Raw genomic sequence first — 16,421 nt, forward strand, 5'->3', positions numbered from 1 at the left:
CTTAGACCGGGAGGTCCTGAGCGGCCACCCACTCCTTCACGACGTTGTCCAGCACCCGCAGCGGCAGGATCCCATTGCCGAGGACGACCTCGTGGAAGGCCTTGATGTCGAACCGGTCGCCGAGCGCGGTCTCGGCCTCCGCCCGGATCCGCTCGATCTCCAGGCGCCCGACCATGTAGGACAGCGCCTGCGCCGGGTACGCGGCGTACCGGTCGATCTCGGCCTCGATCTCCACACGCGCCATCGGCGTGTGCTCGACCAGGTAGTCCACCGCCTGCTGACGGCTCCAGCCGAGCGCGTGCATCCCGGTGTCGACGACCAGGCGACCGGCCCGCATCGAGTCCTGCGTGAGCATGCCGAAACGGGTCAGGTCACTGGAGTACAGGCCCATCTCGTCGGCGAGCCGCTCGGAGTAGAGCCCCCAGCCTTCGACGTAGGCGTTGACATCGGCGTGGCTCCGCAGCATCGGCAGCCCCTTGAGGTGATGCGCGACGCAGATCTGGAAGTGGTGCCCCGGAACGGCTTCGTGGAAGGCGATCGCCTCGCTGGTGTGCTTGGGGCGCTGGTCCGCTTCATACGTGTTCGCGTAGTACGTGCCCGGCCGGGAGCCGTCGAGCGCGGCCTCCAGGTAGTAGGCGAGGGTGCCGCCGGGCGCCTCCGCGGGCGGTACCGGCTCGACCTCGCACTTTTCCTCGGGAATGGTCGAGAACCACTGCGGGGCGACGGCTTCGGCGCGGGTGATGGCCGCGCGGGCGGCGTCGAGCAGTTCGTCGCCGTCGCGCCAGCGCAGGGCGGGGTCGGTGCGGAGCCGCTCGAAGATCTCTTCGAGGTCCTTGGTGCCGAAGACCTTCTCGCCCAGCTCGCGGTACTGGTCGGCCAGTTTCGCGATCATGTCGAGTCCGGTGTCGTGCAGGTCCTGCGCGGTGCGCTCGGTCGAGGTGTGCGCCCGGATCAGCGCGGCGTACTTCTCCTGGCCGCCAGGCAGACCGCACAGCCCCGGTTCCTCCTCGGGCTTCGCGAGGGGACGCAGTTCGCCGTTGAGGAAGTCGCGGTACCGCCGGTACGCGGGCCGGACCACCTCGGCGAGCAGCCGGTCCCGTTCGGTTTCGTAACCCGCCACGGAAACGGACGCGGTGAGCGCCAGCGGGTCGCCCGCCTCGTCACCGAGATACCTTTCCACGTAAGCGATCCCGCTCTCCACGAGGAAGCCGGGTGGCACCAGCCCTTCGGCGGCCGCGGCGCGCTGGCGTACGATCAAGGCGTCCAAATAGGACCCGATACCCGCCAGTCGCTTGAGGTAGCCCCGGACCCGCTCCTCGTCGGTCAGTGCCAGCATCGCGAGTTCGTTGAGGACTTGCAACGCGGGCGAGGCCAGTCCGTCGCTGACCGAGATGTCGTCGGTACGGGAGTCGATCATGTCGACGACCGCCCTCGCCTGCTGGATCACGACCTCCCGGGTGACCGCCTCGACGGGGGAAAGTCCGTCCACGGCGAGGGCTTCGGCTCGCTCGGCGATGGCGGCCGCCGACTCGCGCCGCGTGGCCGCGGCCGCCGCGCTCGGGTCGGGCAGCGCGCCGTGGTCGCAAGGGAGGCCGAGCAGCGACTTCCACAGCGGGAGCTGTTCGAACTTGAGCTCCATCAGCTCTTCGGCGAGGCCGTTGGGGGTGTCGCCGTGACCGGCGACCCACTCGCGGACCACACCGTCCAGCACCGAAAGCGGCAGCGATCCCCCGCCGAGCACGACGTCGTGGAACGCCTTGATGTCGAATCGGCTGCCCAGCGTGAGCTCGGCCTCCTCGCGGATGCGCTGGATCTCCAGCCGTCCGACCATGTACGACAGCGCCTGTCCCGGGAAGGCGATGTAACGGTCCACTTCGGACTCGATCTCGACCGGTGCCATCGGCGTGTTCTCGGTGAGGAAGTCGATGGCCTGGCGGCGGCTCCAGCCCAGCGCGTGCAGCCCGGTGTCGACGACCAGGCGTCCGGCGCGCATCGAATCCATGGTCAGCATGCCGAGTTTGGCGACGTCGTCGGAGTACAGCCCCATCTCGTCGGCGAGGCGCTCGGTGTAGAGCCCCCAGCCCTCGGCGTACGCGGTGAAGTCGCCGATCCGGCGCAGCAGCGGGAGTTCGGTCAGTCCCTGCGCGAGGCTCAGCTGGAAGTGGTGACCGGGAATGGCCTCGTGGAACGCAGTGGCCTCGGCGGCGTGCCGGAACCGCTCCTGTGCCTTGTGGGTGTTCGCGAAGTAGATCCCCGGCCGGGAGCCGTCGACCGCGGGCCACATGTAGTACGCGGCGGGCGCGCCGGGCGCGGATTCGGCGGGGACCGGCTCGACCGTCCACGGCTGAGGCGGGATCCGGCCGAACCACTTCGGCGCCTCGGCCTCGGCCCTGGTGATGGCCGCGCGGGCGGAGTCGAGCAGTTCGTCGGCGCTGGACCAGCGCAGTGCCGGGTCGGTGCGGAGCTTGGTGAAGATCTCGGCGAGGTCGGTGGTGCCGAAGACACGGGAGCCGTACTCGCGGTACTCGCCGGCGAGGTTCGCGATCACGTCGAGCCCGGTCTGGTGCAGCTCACGCGGGGTGCGGACGGTCGTGGTGTGCATTTCGGCGAGCAGGGCGTAGATGCGCTCGCCGTCGGGCAGCCAGCAGACGCCCGGCTTGTCCTCGGGACGGCCGTGCGGAGCGATCTCCTTCGCGAGCACCTCGCGGTATTCGGCGATCGCCGGCCGGACGACGTCGCGCAGCAGATCGGCGCGGCGGGTCTCGAAGTCGTCGTCGGGCGCGGGCTGGCGCAGCAGCGGATCGGCCGACGGCTCGGCGAGGTGACGGTCGAGATAGGCGACGGCGGCGTCGACGAGGTAGGCGACCGGGACCAGGCCGCGGGCCACGCCGTCGCGATGCCGCTGCGCGGCCTGCCGCAGGTACTCCGGGATGGCGGCGATCCGCCCGAGATGAGCTTCCGCCTGCGCGCCGGTGCCGACCGACATCATCGGCAGCACGGTGAGCACCTCGGCGGCGGGCGAGACGAACAGGTCGCTGACGGTGAACTCGACGAACCGCGAATCCAGCAGCGCGATCCTCGCCCGCGCCATCGCGATCAGGACGTCCCGGGTGGTCTTCTCCTCCGCGCTCAGGCCGTCGGCCCCGAGTGCCCCGGCCCGCTCGGCGAGATCGGCCAGCTTCGCGCGGAAGGCGTCTCCCGCTGCCTCGCTGAGGTCGGTGAGGCCGGTCGATTCCGGACGGAAGCCCTGCAAGGCGGGCATGACCGGCTCGGCGTCGAAGAGGGCTTCGACGAACTCGTCGGCGAGGGCGGAGACTTCGCTCATGTTTCTTCCCCAGAGGATCGGTGGAGGCGGTATCCCCGACCCTAATGGAGAGCGCGTCCTACCGAAGCCGGGTTTCGCGGCACGCGGACGGCCTTCGCACGGCGCCGGAGGCGAGGCGGTAGCGTTCCCGGACGTGGCCGTGACCGATCCCGTGGATACCCGACTGCTCGCCGCCCTCGCGGACATGGGCAAGGCGGCCGTGCACGAACTGGCGGCCAAGGTCGGCATGGACCCGCGCGAGGTCGCGTACCGGCTGGTCGCCCTCTCCGGCAGCGGGTTGCCGCTGCTCGTGGGCGTGGAAAGCGACCCGAACGGGCTGCGGGCCGCCATCGCGAGCTCGCCGCCTTCCTGGGCGCAGCAGCCACCACAACCTCAACAGCCTCAGCGCCCGCCGGGCCACTCCGGACCGCACAACGTCCAGGGCACGCCGTCCGGTCCGTACAACGTGCAAGGCACCCCTTCCGGCCCGTACAACGTCCAGGGAACTCCGTCGGGGCCGTACAACGTGCACGGCACGCCGTCGGGCCGTTACCCCGGGCCGCCCTCGGCCCCGGTGCGACAGCCGATGGCACCGCCTCAGCAGCCACCACAGCGTCCGCCCGCGCCGCCGCAGCAGTTCGCGCCTCCGATGCCGCCCCCCGATCCGGTGATGAGCACCTGGGGTGTCCCGCAGACCGCGTCCTGGGCCCGCGGCGACGAGCCGCAGGTCGCGCCGCCGCGGGCCCCGGAGGGCAAGAAGGGCCGGACAGGCGACGTCATGGAGACCCAGGGGCTGGAGGGCGAGCAGCTCGCCGTCCAGTTGCTCGAGGTCCAGGATCCGGCGGATTACCTGTTCAGCGCGGCGGGCTACTCGCTGGAGGCCGGTGAACGGTCGGTCGTGGTGCACACCGAGATCACCAACCGCGGGAACACCCCGTTCGTGTCCCTTCCGGACAACTACCTCGAACTGCTCACCGCGGACGGCAAGCCGATCGCGAAGGCGCCGGTCTCCCTGACCTCGCGTCCGCCGCACAAGATCGGCGTCCGGCCGGGCGAGACCCTCGGCGGCCACACCGTCTACGTGCTGCCGGACGCCACCCGCGTGGTCGCCGTCCGGTGGTCACCCCGCCCGGAACCGGACGAACGCACCATCACCTGGTCGATCGACGACTAGCGCCAGCCGGGCTAGTTCTCGTCCTGGAGGATGCGCAGCGCGTTGGCGAGGTCGTCCGGGTACTCCGACTCGAACTCGACCCAGCGCCCGTCGGCGGGGTGGGCGAAGCCGAGCGTCTTCGCGTGCAGCCACTGCCGGGACAGCCCGAGCTTGCGCGCCAGCACCGGGTCGGCGCCGTAGGTCAGGTCACCGACACACGGGTGCTTGAGCGCCGAGAAGTGCACCCGGATCTGGTGGGTTCGCCCGGTCTCGAGCTTGATCTGGGCGAGCGACGCGGCACGGAAGGCCTCGACGACCTCGTAGTGCGTGACGCTGGGGCGTCCACCCTGGACGACGGCGAACTTGTAGTCGTGCCGGGGATGCCGGTCGATCGGCGCGTCGATGGTGCCGCGCGTCGGATCCGGATGGCCCTGGACGATCGCGTGGTAGCCCTTGTCGACGGTGCGTTCCTTGAACGCCCGCTTCAGCACGGTGTACGCGTGCTCGCTCTTGGCCACCACCATCACGCCGGTGGTGCCCGCGTCCAGCCGGTGCACGACACCCTGGCGTTCGGCCGCACCGGAGGTCGAGATCCGCAGCCCGCTGGCGGCGAGCCCGCCGACCACGGTCGGGCCGGTCCAGCCGGGGCTCGGGTGCACGGCGACGCCGACCGGCTTCGAGATCACCACGATGTCGTCATCGTCGTGCAGGATCTTCATGCCCTCGACGGGCTCCGCGACGACCTCGATCGGCGACGCCGGATCGGGCAGCGTCACTTCGAGGAGTCCGCCCGCGGCCAGCCGGTCCGACTTCCCGGCGGGCCTGCCGTCGAGCAGGATCTCCCCGGATTCGGCCAGCTCCGCCACGACGGTGCGGGAAAGTCCCAGCAGTTTCGCCAGTCCCGCGTCGACGCGCATTCCGTCGAGCCCGTCGGGAACGGGCAGCATGCGCGCGCTCATTCTGTTGCCGCCTTCTTCTTGTCCTTTGTAGATGTTCCGTCGTAGTCCTTGCCCAGCAGGGAAAGGATGACGATGAGCACGCCGCCGACGCAGATGGCGGAGTCGGCGACGTTGAAGATCGCCCAGCCCTGCCCGTTCGGCGCGAACGCGGAGATCATGTCGACCACGTGCCCCCGCAGCGGGCCCGGCGCGCGGAAGATCCGGTCGGTCAGGTTGCCGAGCGCGCCGGCCAGCACCAGCCCGAGGCCGATCGCCCAGCCGGTCGAGCGCAGCCGCCGCGACAGCCAGATGATGGCGACCACGACCGCGGCCGCGACCAGCGCGAGCACCCAGGTCAGCCCGGTCGCCATCGAGAAGGCGGCGCCGGGGTTGCGCACCAGCTGGAAGTACACCAGCCCGCCGAGGAACTCGACCGGTTGCTTGCCCTCCAGCGTGGACACGGCGATCTGCTTGGTGAGGAGATCGATCCCCCACAGCACGGCGGCGACGACGAACACCACGGCGACGCGCTTCTTGGGCAACGGCGGCGATGGTGGCGCGGTCTCGGGCTCTGTACTCACTCCCCCATTCTCCACGGAGCGTGCTCAGTCCCCCTCGGCGGCCGCCTTCGGCCTGCTCAGCAGCGCCGCGAACGCCCCGGCGAGCACGACCAGTGACGACAGCAGGAGCGCGAGCTGTCCTTGGGCGAGCACGACCGCGCAGAGCACGAACGCCGCGGCCGCGACCAGGATCACCACACTGCGGTCCAGCCAGGCGAGCAGGAGCAGCCCCACCGTCAGCAGGACCGCGCTCCGCACGTCGCCGTCCATGTCGAATTCCCAGTAGCCGACCAGATCCGCCAGCAGGATGCCGACCAGCCCGCCGACGGCGAGCGCGAGTACCTTCCACCACCGCGGTCCGTTACCCGCCCGCCTGGCCTTGACGGCGTAGAAGAGCACTGTGCCAAGGTAGGTCGCGAGCACCGCGAACAACCAGCCGTCAGTGCGGCCGACGCCGGAGAACGACGCGTCCAACGCGATCGCGTTTTCGCGGCTCATTTCCACGCCGTACAGCTTCTGTGTCAGGAACTGCTGCCCGCCCGTGGCGGGCGCGTAGGCGAACCAGCCCCCCGACCACGGCGGGCCGAACGACAGCGCCACCACGATCAGCTGGGCGAACCCCAGCAGTGCCAACGGAAACCAGTAACGCGGTCGCTCGTTCCCCATACGGGGTGAGGGTAGTGGGTCAGGCGCAGAACGGGGGAAGCTCCCGCGGATCGTTCTCCGGCACCCAGCGGCCTTCCGGCTTTCCGTACTGCCAGCGGGCGCCGCGGGCGACGATCTGGCGCAGCGCCAGCACGAGCCGGTCCACATGCTCGGCGGTGCTGCCGAGGCCGAGACTGACCCGGACGGCCTGCTGACCGGCCGAACCGGCGGCGGAGATCAGCCGCTTGGTCGCGATATGCGCGCAGAACGCGCCGTCCCGCACCCCGATGCCGTACTCCGCGGACAGGACGGCGGCGAGCCAGCCGGGCTCGAAGCCGTCGACGACGAAGCTCAGCGTGCCGACCCTGTCCACCGGCGCGTCGAACAACCGCAGCTCGGCGAAACCGGGGATACCGGCGAGACCGCGCCGCAGCCGGGCCAGCAGTTCGTCCTCGTGGGCGACGACCGCGTCCCAATTCCCGGCCAGCGTCTCGCAGGCGACACCGAGGGCGTAGACGCCGACGGTGTTGGGGGAACCGGCTTCGTGCCGCTCGGCGCCCGCGTTCCAGACGACACCGATGTCCTCGGAGTCGCGGGTGACGAGTTTCGTCGCACCGCCACCGGCGAGGTACGGCTGGGCGGCGCGGAGCCAGTCTGCGCGGCCGATCAGCGCACCGGCACCGAAAGGCGCGTACAGCTTGTGGCCGGACAGCGCGATGTAGTCGACGTCCAGTTCGCGCACGGAGATCCGGCGGTGCGGCGCGAGCTGCGCGGCGTCGAGTGCGATCCGGGCGCCGTGCCGTCGCGCCACGGCGGCGATCTCCTTGACCGGCAACAGTTCCCCGGTCACGTTGGACGCGCCGGTGACGACGACCAGCCGCGGGCCCTGCGGGCAGTCCGCGAGTGCTTCGTCCACAGCGGACACCGCGGCGAGCCGGGTGCGCGGCGTCTTGATCCGCCGGACGTTCGGACCCTTCCACGGCAGCAAGGCGGCGTGGTGCTCGGTGTCGAACACGACGACCGACGTGTGCTTCGGCAGGCTGCGGGCGAGCAGGTTGAAGGAATCGGTGGTGTTACGGGTGAACACGACGGTGTCGGTGGAACGGGCGTCGACGAACTTCCGCAGGATCCCGCGCGTGCGCTCGTAAAGTTTGGTGGAGATCTGCGAAGCGAACCCCGCGCCGCGGTGCACGCTGGCGTACCAGGGCAGGAACTCGTCGACCGCCGCACGCACCTTGTCCAGACAGGGCGCGCTCGCCGCGTGGTCGAGGTTGGCGTACCCGATGTCGCCGCCGGTGACGAGCGGAACCCGCAGATCGGCGCAGGCGACCGCCGGGATTTCGTGCGTCGCAACGGTTTCCGCGACGGTGGCGGGGGTGCTGGTGCGTTCGAGAGCGAGAGTCATCGTCATCCTCCGGGCCAGGGGACCCGACGAGGATCCCGCGCTTGCCCGTCGCACCGCGCGACGAGCCAGGTCCTCACCCGGGGCACCCCACCGCGGAAGGAGGGTTGCCGGTCAGCTAGCCGGGGCTTGACGCTGACACTCGTGACCTAGGGACGAAGTTAGCGGATACCCCGGCGATCGAGCCACCCTTTGCCCGCATGTTGAGACGCCGCTCACGTACTCCGCAAGCGAGAAGAACCTCGCGTGACGTCAGACGCGGAAGCGGCCGGGCAGGGAAACGACGGAGCGGGAGTCGACCTCGGTGGCGGTACCCGAGTACTGCTCGGTGCCCGCCGTGAACTGCCAGCCGCCGAAGATCTTGCCGTCGATCGCTTCGCCGTACGCCTCGGCGACCTTGGTCGAGACCTCGTCGTAGGACATCCCGTTCCAGTTGCCCGCGCCGACGCCGAAGTCGCGGGAGTCGCCGCCCTGTGCGGCGGCGGCGGGCAGGGTCCACAGGGTGAAGTGCACGTGCGCGCCGGTGCTGCTGCCACCGCAGGGCAGCGCGTTGCCGGTCCGGCCGAGGACGTCGCCCGGGACGACCCGCTGGCCGTCGGTGACCGAAATGCCCTCCAGGTGGTAGTACCCGGTCCGCCAGCCGCCGTCGTGGTCGACGGTCACCCAGTCGCCGCCGTCGCAGTGCTGGATCCGGACGGTGCCGGCCAGCGGGACGCGGACGGTCTTGTCCGCCGGGCTGAAGTCGATGGCGTTCTTCACGCCGGAGGCCCCGTTGTCCGAGTGGATCCCCGCCGAGTAGACCCGCTGACCGGTGTCGAACGGCAAGCCGAACGCCGGGAACGCGGCCGCGGCCGACGCGGGCGCCGACAGGATCACCCCGACGAGAACGGCCGCGGCCCCCAGACCGGCGAACTGCGCACGAAGCTTCGTCACCTTGCGTACTCCTTAACCCGTGACACTCACCCATTCGATGGAGTGGATTGCCGGGAAAGTAATCCAAAAGGAGTACAAAAGGGAATAACCCGTGACGAATTTTCTGAGATCAACCGACGAACGACTGGTGCGGGTCCGTGACCTACTGGCCGGATTCGCCCTTCCACCTGGCGAGGCGACCAGCCCGGTCGACGGCACGGAGTCGTCGTTCGGCACCGTCACGCGCGTCGGAGGTGGTCACGACGAGTAACTGATCCCGTTCCTGGAGCCGGGTGTTCTTGTTGGGCGTGAACCCGGTGCCGTCGCGGACGAGCAGGCTGATCGTCGCCCCCACCGGAAGCCGCAGTTCCGCCAGGTAGACGCCGTGCATCTTGGATCCGGGATGGATGCGGACCTGCAGCAGCTCGGCACCCATCTCGTCGAGTGGCGCGGAGTCGACGTCGATCTCGTGCGCTTCGGCGCGCTGTGCCAGCCCGAGCACCCTGGCGAGCGGGGTCAAGGTCGCGCCCTGGAGCAGGGTCAGCACGATGACCAGGACGAACACCGCGTCGACGAGTTCCTGCGCGCCGGGCACCCCGGACGAAAGCGGGATCAGCGCGAGCACGATCGGAACCGCCCCGCGCAATCCGGCCCAGGACAGGAACACCTGTTCTCGCCACGGGATCTTGAACGGCAGCGCCGACAGCACCACCGACAGCGGACGGGCCAGCAGCAACACGACCGCGCCCGCCACCAGCCCTTGCACCAGGCTCTCCAGGATCCTGCCCGGCGAGGCGAACAGGCCCAGCAGGACGAACAGCCCGATCTGCGCTAGCCAGCCGAGCCCTTCGGCGAAGGAAAGCGTGTCCGAGCGGTGCGGCAGCTTCGAATTCCCCAGCACCAGCGCCGCGACATAGGTGGCGAGCAGGCCCGACGCGTGGGCGAGCTGCCCGCTCGAATACGCCACGACGCATACCGCGACCGTGGCCAGCGGGTACAGACCGGTGGCCGGGAGCGCGGCCCGGCGCAGCGCCTGCGCGCCGCCCCAGCCGAAAGCGAGGCCGATCACCAGTCCGGCGGCGAGTTCGTAGATCACCAGCAACGGCAGCGACCAGTCCACGGTCGCGCCCTCGGCCAGGACGACGACGGCGATGTAGGCCGGGGCGTCGTTGATCCCCGACTCGATCTCCAGCGCGCCGACGAGCCGCTTCCCGATCCCCGCCGATCTCAGCACCGAGAACACCGCGGCGGCGTCGGTCGAGGCGAGCACCGCGCCCCACAGCAACGCCATCCGCCAATCGAGACCGAGCAACCAGTGCAGTGCGGCACCGGTGACCGCGATGCTCACCGCGACGGCCACTGTGGACAGTGCGATTCCGATGCCCAGCGAGGGTTTCACGGCCGACCACCGGGTGGTGAGGCCACCTTCGGACAGGATCATCACCAGCGCGGCGAGGCCGAGCGACTGGGTGAGCTCGGAGTTGTCGAACTGGATGCCGAACCCGGCTTCGCCGAGCAGGACCCCCATCCCCAGATAGAGCAGCAGCGAGGGAAGGCCGACCCGGATCGACACCCGGACGGCGATCACGGCGACGAGGAGGACGGCACCGCCGGTACCCAGGATGAGCGGGAGCTGCTCCATGAGTCGCCTCCCGTCCGGCCGCCGTGAGGGCTTCAGAATAGTGAGGCGGTGCTCGTCACTCCTTCGTGTACCGCTTGACGGCGCGTCGGCCTGCCTGTGTTACAGACTGTCCTTTAAGGACTCCGCAGGGCTACCAGGTCGACCCCGAGCGCCGCGAACGGCTCATCCGCCGCGGCGAGGACCTTCACCGCACGGTTGCCCTCACGGGTCAACCAGCCGGCACTCACACCGTGAGACAGTAACGCCGCCGGTACCCGGCCCGCCAGGTGTTCACGACGCACCGTCCAATCCAGACAGTCGCGCAGCAGCGGGCGGCGGCTCTCGGCGATCTCCACGCCGAGTTCGCCCAGCACCTCACGACCGCGTCCGGTCAGCGTCAGGCCGTCCGCCTCGGCGATCAGGCCGGTGGCGAGCATCCCGTCCCGGATCGCGACCCCGACCTTCCCCGCGAGGTGGTCGTAGCAGGTCCGCGCGAATTCGAGCCGCCGCGCCCGGACCGACGAACGCAACCCCTTCACCGGACGGTGGGCGGCGTGCTGCGCCAGATGCTCGATCAGCTCCGCCACCCGGGGATCGGCGATCCGGACGTAGCTGTGCCGCCCCTGCTTGACGCGCGCGACGAACCCGGCCTCGGCCAGCTTCGTCACGTGCTCACTGGCCGTCGACGCGGCGACACCGGCCGCGACGGCCAGTTCGGTCACCGTCCAGGCACGCCCGTCCAGCAGCGCGAGGCACATCGACGCGCGGCTCGGATCGGCGAGCACGGCCGCGACCTCGGCCAAGGCGATCGTTTCCATCCGCCCACCGTAGAAGACCGGCGCTTCGGTGACGGCCGAACCGTCAGCCTGCCAGGAACTTCGCCGCCAGCTGGACGGCGGGCTTGGAGTCGTTGGAACCTTCGAGCATGACCGCGAACGCGACGTCTCCGCGGTAGCCGACGAACCAGCCGTTGGCGGCGGCACCGGAACCGAACTGCGCCGTCCCGGTCTTGCCGAAAACGGCACCGCTGCTCTTCAACGACTTGGCTGTCCCCGTCGTGCAGACCTCGCGCATCATCGCGCGAAGCTGATTCAGCACCCCCGCCGGCGGGGCCTGGTAACCGGTGTTGACCTTGGTCTCCAGCCCCTGCCAGAGTTTCGGCACCACCGGCTTCCCCGCCGCGACGGTGGCGGCCATGAGCGCCGCACCCAAGGGGCTGACCTGCACCTTTCCCTGTCCGATCCCGGCTTCGACCTGTTCGTCACCGCTGCTCGACGGCTCGACCTTCCCGGTTTCGGTGGCCAAACCCGGGATCTCGAAGTCGGCGTTGAGGCCGAATTGGTTCGCGGCCTTCGCGAGGCCGTCCGCGGGCAGCTGACCGGCGAGCCGCCCGAAGGTCGTGTTGCACGACGCGGCGAACGCCGCCTTCAGCGAGACGGTCCCCAGATCGAACCCGTTGTCGTTCTTGAGCGTGCGGGTCCCGATCTGCTCACTGCCGGGACAGGCCACCGGCGAGTCGGCGGAAACCCCGCCTTGGTGCAGCGCCGCTGCCGCCGTGGCGATCTTGAAAGCCGACCCCGGCGAGTACAGGCCGCTGAGCGCCTTCGGCTGGTTCCCGGCCGCGCCGTTCTGCGCGACCGCCAGGAGGTCGCCCGAGGTCTTCATCGCGACGATGATCGCCGGACCGTGGAAGCCGTCGACGGCTTTCTGCGCGGCGCTCTGGGACGCCACACTCAGGGTCGAAACCAGCGGTTGGCCGGTCTCCTCGGCCTGCCCGAAGAGTGTCTCGACCGGCTTGCCGGAGGCGTCGAGACGCGACACGGTGACGGTGGCCGGGGACCCGGTACCGCCGTGCTGCTCGGACGCCACCTTGGACAGCGCACCCTGGAGGATCGGCGCGACACCCGCCGCGTCACCACCGACGAGGGCCTTGCCGTCCCGGTCGGCCACGACCGGTTTGGCCGAAACGGGGGTGAGCGACAGCTGCTGACCGGCTTCCAGCTTCGGGTGGATCACCGACGGCGCCCAGCGGACCACCCATTTTCCGGCGTTGCGGACCAGCTCCAGCTTGCCCTCGTACTTCCAGACACTGTTGGCCGCGAAGGTCCACGAAGCGTGGAAGGTGGCCGAAGTCGTGGTCGCCTCTCCCCGCGTCGTCGGAACCTCGCCGAGAACCGTCTTGACCGACGCCCCGGCGAGCGCGCCGCGAGCAGCCGACAGCGCGGCCGTGCCCGCCGCCGGGTCGTCGACCGGAGCCCCGGTCAGGTCACCGGTGTCGAACTGCCGCAGAAAGCGGGTGGCGACCTGCGCCGGGCTCTCCCGTGCGCTCTCGGTGGATGCCCCCGGACCGCCGGTGGCGGCGGGCGCCTGATCCTCCTTGACCAGCAACACCACCGCGGCCACCACGACGGCGACGACCGCCAGCACGGCGCCGATCAGGATCCCTCTTTTCCGGGCAGGACTCATGGATTCGCTCTCCCCCAAAGCGGCGCACCCCTCGCGCGCCTCGGGCCAGCCTGCCGATTTCCCACGGGCAAGGCTGCCTTCAGGCGGGAAAGCGACGTTTCCGAATCCGTTTCGTGACCTTAGTGAGCGGCGCCTGCCCTGAATGCCATGAAAGGTCCTTTCCTTGCGAAATTTGCAAGGAAAGGACCTTTCATGGCACTCGCGGGGGGTCAGGCCTTGGCGACCGCCACGGTCACCTTGGTGCCCTCGCCGACCGTTCCGGCCGAGCCGTCAGTGAGGGAGTCGTAAGCCACCGAAGTCGCCAAGGTCTCCGAAGCGATGAACTCCTCGTGCGTCTTCGCGGCCGTGACGACCTCTTCCGGCGCGTCGACGGTGAGCGAGATCCGGTCGGCGACGTCGAGACCGGCGTCCCGGCGGGCCTGCTGCACGACCCGGACCAGGTCGCGGGCCAGCCCCTCGGCCGCCAGTGCGTCGGTGACCTCGGTGTCGATCAGCACCAGCCCCGCCCCACCGGGCAGTTCCGCGGCCGCGCCGCCGCCCTTGGCGACCAGGCGCCGCTCGTACTCGCCCTCGACGAGCTCGATACCGGCCGCCACGACGGCGCCGCTCTCGGACGTGGTCCACTCGCCCGCTTTGACGGCCTTGATCACCGTCTGGACGTCCTTGCCCAGCCGCGGCCCGGCGGCACGGGCGTTGACCGCGACCTCGAAGCCGCCGTGCGCGGCGACGTCCGTGGTCAGTTCGACGGATTTGACGTTGACCTCGTCGCGCAGGATGTCGGTGAACTCGCGCAGCGAGTCGGCCTCGTCCGCGGCGACGACCAGCTTGGCCAGCGGCAGCCGGACCCGCAGCTTGTTCGACTTCCGCAGCGAGAGCGCCGAAGACGCCACCTGCCGCACCCTGTCCATCGCCGTCACCAGCGCCGCGTCGGCGGGCAGGTCGAGCGAATTCGGCCAATCGGTCAGGTGGACCGAACGGCCGCCGGTCAGCCCGCGCCAAACGACCTCGGTGGTCAGCGGCAGCAGCGGCGCCACCACCCGCGACGTCACCTCCAGCACGGTGTGCAGGGTGTCGATCGCGTCCTGCTCGCCCGCCCAGAACCGGTCGCGCGACCGGCGCACGTACCAGTTCGTGAGCACCTCGAGGAAGTCACGGACGGTCGAACAGGCACCGGCGACGTCGTAGGTGTCGAGCGCGTGCTCGACGTCGGTCACCAGCTCGTGCGTCTTCGCCAGCACGTACCGGTCGAGCACGTGCTTCGAATCCGTGCGCCACTTGCCTTCCACGCCCTCGGCGTTCGCGTAGAGAGCGAGGAAGTAGTACGAGTTCCACAGCGGCAGCACGGCCTGGCGGACGGCGTCGCGGATGCCCTTGTCGGTGACGATCAGGTTCCCGCCGCGCAGGATCGGGCTCGCCATCAGGTACCAGCGCATGGCGTCCGAGCCGTCGCGGTCGAAGACCTCGTTGACGTCCGGGTAGTTGCGTAGCGACTTGGACATCTTCTGGCCGTCCGAGCCGAGCACGATGCCGTGCGAGATACAGGTGCGGAACGCCGGCCTGTCGAACAACGCGGTCGCCAGCACGTGCAGCAGGTAGAACCAGCCGCGGGTCTGCCCGATGTACTCGACGATGAAGTCGCCCGGGTAGTGGTGCTCGAACCAGTCGGTGTTCTCGAACGGGTAGTGCACCTGGGCGTAGGGCATCGAACCCGAGTCGAACCAGACGTCGAACACGTCCTCGATCCGGCGCATGGTGGACTTCCCGGTCGGGTCGTCCGGGTTCGGCCGGGTCAGCTCGTCGACGAAGGGCCGGTGGAGGTTCTCCAGCCGCACGCCGAAGTCACGCTCGAGTTCGTCGAGGGAGCCGTAGACGTCGGTGCGCGGGTACGCCGGGTCGTCCGACTGCCACACCGGGATCGGCGTGCCCCAGTACCGGTTGCGCGAGATCGACCAGTCGCGGGCGTTCTCCAGCCACTTGCCGAACTGGCCGTCCTTGACGTTGTCCGGGTACCAGGTGATCTGCTGGTTCAGCTCGATCATCCGGTCCTTGAACTCGGTCACCGCGACGAACCACGACGAAACGGCGCGGTAGATCAACGGGTTCCGGCACCGCCAGCAGTGCGGGTACGGGTGCTCGTAGGTCTCGTGGCGCAGCAGCACCGCGCCCTGGCGGCCGGCGGAACCGGTACCGTTCTTGAGATCCTTGATGATGTTCGGGTTCGCGTCGAACACCTGCTGTCCCGCGTAATCCGGGACGGTGGCGTCGAACTTGCCCTGCGCGTCGACCGGCGTGACCGGCACGATCCCGACGGCGTCGGTGACGGCCTTGTCCTCTTCACCATAGGCGGGCGCGATGTGGACGACACCGGTGCCGTCCTCGGTGGTGACGTAGTCCGCCGACAGCACGCGGTGCGCGTGCTCGTGCCCCGCGAAGTACGGGAACGGTGGGGCGTAACGGGTTCCGAGCAGTTCGGTACCGGTGTAGTGCCCGACGATCGTCGGCTCTTCACCGAGCTCGCGGGCGTACGCGGCGACGCGCGCTTCGGCGAGCAGGAACCGCTTGCCCTCCTGCGCCTCAGATTCCACGACGACGTACCGGACGTCGGGGTGCACCGCGGTCGCGAGGTTGGACGGCAGCGTCCACGGCGTCGTGGTCCAGATCAGCAGATACGTGCCGTCGAGCTCGTTGTCGTTGCCCTCCAGGCGGAACCCGACCGTGACGGCCGGGTCCTGGCGGCTCGCATAGACCTCGTCGTCCATGCGCAGCTCGTGGTTGGACAGCGGCGTCTCGTCGCGCCAGCAGTACGGGAGGACGCGGTAGCCCTCGTAGACGAGGCCCTTGTCCCACAGCTGTTTGAACGCCCAGAGCACCGACTCCATGTAGGTGATGTCGAGCGTCTTGTAGTCGTTGTCGAAGTCGACCCAGCGGGCCTGCCGGGTGACGTAGTCCTGCCATTCGCCGGTGTAGCGGAGCACGGACTCGCGGCACGCGTCGTTGAAGACGTCGATGCCCATGGCGTCGATCTCGGATTTCTCGGTGATCCCGAGCTGGCGCATCGCCTCGAGTTCGGCGGGCAGACCGTGCGTGTCCCAGCCGAACCGGCGATCGACACGTTTGCCCTTCATGGTCTGGTAACGCGGCACCAGATCCTTCACGTACCCGGTGAGGAGGTGACCGTAGTGCGGGAGACCGTTGGCGAACGGCGGACCGTCGTAGAAGACGTACTCGTTCGAGCCGTTGTGCCCGGCCTCGCGGGCTTCGATGCTGGCCTGGAAGGTCCGATCGGATTCCCAATACGCGAGGACGCGCTTTTCCGATTCGGGGAACGAAGGCTGGGACGGGACGCCAGCCTCGCCGTCCATCTGGGCCTTGGGATACATCTTCGGTGCTCCTCGCGGTTCGTCTCTCTCGTACGGGCTC

11 protein-coding genes and 1 riboswitch are annotated in these 16,421 nt (G+C 69.6%); of the genes, 1 reads left to right on the forward strand and 10 read right to left on the reverse strand.

Translation table 11 applies throughout. The annotated features are described in order from the left end of the window. Position 1 precedes the first annotated feature (1 nt). Positions 2 to 3,325 carry a DUF885 domain-containing protein gene (locus ACZ5ZX_RS30275; protein ID WP_465505391.1) on the reverse strand — a complete coding sequence of 1,108 codons (3,324 nt, stop codon included), beginning with the start codon at positions 3,323 to 3,325 and terminating at the stop codon, positions 2 to 4. 133 nt (positions 3,326 to 3,458) lie between these two features. Between ACZ5ZX_RS30275 and ACZ5ZX_RS30280 the strand changes: the two genes are divergently transcribed. After that, entirely contained in the window at positions 3,459 to 4,478 is a 1,020-nt protein-coding gene (locus tag ACZ5ZX_RS30280; RefSeq protein ID WP_465505392.1) for an AsnC family protein, read from the forward strand. An 11-nt stretch (positions 4,479 to 4,489) separates the two neighbouring features. On the opposite strand, the gene ACZ5ZX_RS30285 is transcribed toward ACZ5ZX_RS30280, so the two are convergent. From ACZ5ZX_RS30285 to ileS, 9 genes are all read right to left on the reverse strand, one after another. Beyond that, a complete protein-coding gene (locus ACZ5ZX_RS30285; RefSeq protein WP_465505393.1) occupies positions 4,490 to 5,416 on the reverse strand; it encodes an RluA family pseudouridine synthase in 927 nt (308 codons plus the stop codon). Continuing rightward, positions 5,413 to 5,976, reverse strand: coding sequence for a signal peptidase II (gene lspA, locus ACZ5ZX_RS30290; protein WP_465505394.1), 564 nt, complete (start codon positions 5,974 to 5,976; stop codon positions 5,413 to 5,415). The genes ACZ5ZX_RS30285 and lspA overlap by 4 nt, the downstream gene beginning before the upstream one ends. A gap of 24 nt (positions 5,977 to 6,000) precedes the next feature. Then, the gene (locus tag ACZ5ZX_RS30295; protein ID WP_465505395.1) at positions 6,001 to 6,621 is read right to left on the reverse strand and encodes a hypothetical protein; all 621 of its coding nucleotides are present in this window, start codon (positions 6,619 to 6,621) and stop codon (positions 6,001 to 6,003) included. 19 nt (positions 6,622 to 6,640) lie between these two features. Continuing rightward, the gene (locus tag ACZ5ZX_RS30300) at positions 6,641 to 8,005 is read right to left on the reverse strand and encodes an aminotransferase class V-fold PLP-dependent enzyme (protein ID WP_465505396.1); all 1,365 of its coding nucleotides are present in this window, start codon (positions 8,003 to 8,005) and stop codon (positions 6,641 to 6,643) included. A 32-nt stretch (positions 8,006 to 8,037) separates the two neighbouring features. Beyond that, positions 8,038 to 8,152, reverse strand: a riboswitch (SAM riboswitch). A gap of 102 nt (positions 8,153 to 8,254) precedes the next feature. Continuing rightward, positions 8,255 to 8,935 (reverse strand): M23 family metallopeptidase, encoded by a 681-nt coding sequence (locus ACZ5ZX_RS30305; protein WP_465505397.1) that lies wholly within the window; start codon positions 8,933 to 8,935, stop codon positions 8,255 to 8,257. Between the two features lie 142 nt (positions 8,936 to 9,077). After that, positions 9,078 to 10,556 (reverse strand): potassium/proton antiporter, encoded by a 1,479-nt coding sequence (locus ACZ5ZX_RS30310; protein ID WP_465505398.1) that lies wholly within the window; start codon positions 10,554 to 10,556, stop codon positions 9,078 to 9,080. A gap of 113 nt (positions 10,557 to 10,669) precedes the next feature. Beyond that, a complete protein-coding gene (locus ACZ5ZX_RS30315; RefSeq protein ID WP_465505399.1) occupies positions 10,670 to 11,353 on the reverse strand; it encodes an ArsR/SmtB family transcription factor in 684 nt (227 codons plus the stop codon). A 43-nt stretch (positions 11,354 to 11,396) separates the two neighbouring features. Continuing rightward, the gene (locus tag ACZ5ZX_RS30320; RefSeq protein WP_465505400.1) at positions 11,397 to 13,001 is read right to left on the reverse strand and encodes a penicillin-binding transpeptidase domain-containing protein; all 1,605 of its coding nucleotides are present in this window, start codon (positions 12,999 to 13,001) and stop codon (positions 11,397 to 11,399) included. A 209-nt stretch (positions 13,002 to 13,210) separates the two neighbouring features. Next, positions 13,211 to 16,381: an isoleucine--tRNA ligase gene (gene ileS / locus ACZ5ZX_RS30325; protein ID WP_465505401.1), complete on the reverse strand. Its 3,171-nt coding sequence runs from the start codon at positions 16,379 to 16,381 to the stop codon at positions 13,211 to 13,213. Between the last annotated feature and the right edge of the window lie 40 nt (positions 16,382 to 16,421).

The sequence above is a fragment of the Amycolatopsis sp. NPDC033938 genome, from assembly GCF_055575975.1.

Coding starts and splice junctions, on each gene's coding strand:
- ACZ5ZX_RS30295 (WP_465505395.1), bottom strand. CDS start 6,621: ATGGGGAACGAGCGACCGCGTTACTGGTTTCCGTTGGCACTGCTGGGG.
- ACZ5ZX_RS30285 (WP_465505393.1), bottom strand. CDS start 5,416: ATGAGCGCGCGCATGCTGCCCGTTCCCGACGGGCTCGACGGAATGCGC.
- ACZ5ZX_RS30315 (WP_465505399.1), bottom strand. CDS start 11,353: ATGGAAACGATCGCCTTGGCCGAGGTCGCGGCCGTGCTCGCCGATCCG.
- ACZ5ZX_RS30300 (WP_465505396.1), bottom strand. CDS start 8,005: ATGACTCTCGCTCTCGAACGCACCAGCACCCCCGCCACCGTCGCGGAA.
- ACZ5ZX_RS30320 (WP_465505400.1), bottom strand. CDS start 13,001: ATGAGTCCTGCCCGGAAAAGAGGGATCCTGATCGGCGCCGTGCTGGCG.
- ACZ5ZX_RS30310 (WP_465505398.1), bottom strand. CDS start 10,556: ATGGAGCAGCTCCCGCTCATCCTGGGTACCGGCGGTGCCGTCCTCCTC.
- ileS (WP_465505401.1), bottom strand. CDS start 16,381: ATGTATCCCAAGGCCCAGATGGACGGCGAGGCTGGCGTCCCGTCCCAG.
- ACZ5ZX_RS30275 (WP_465505391.1), bottom strand. CDS start 3,325: ATGAGCGAAGTCTCCGCCCTCGCCGACGAGTTCGTCGAAGCCCTCTTC.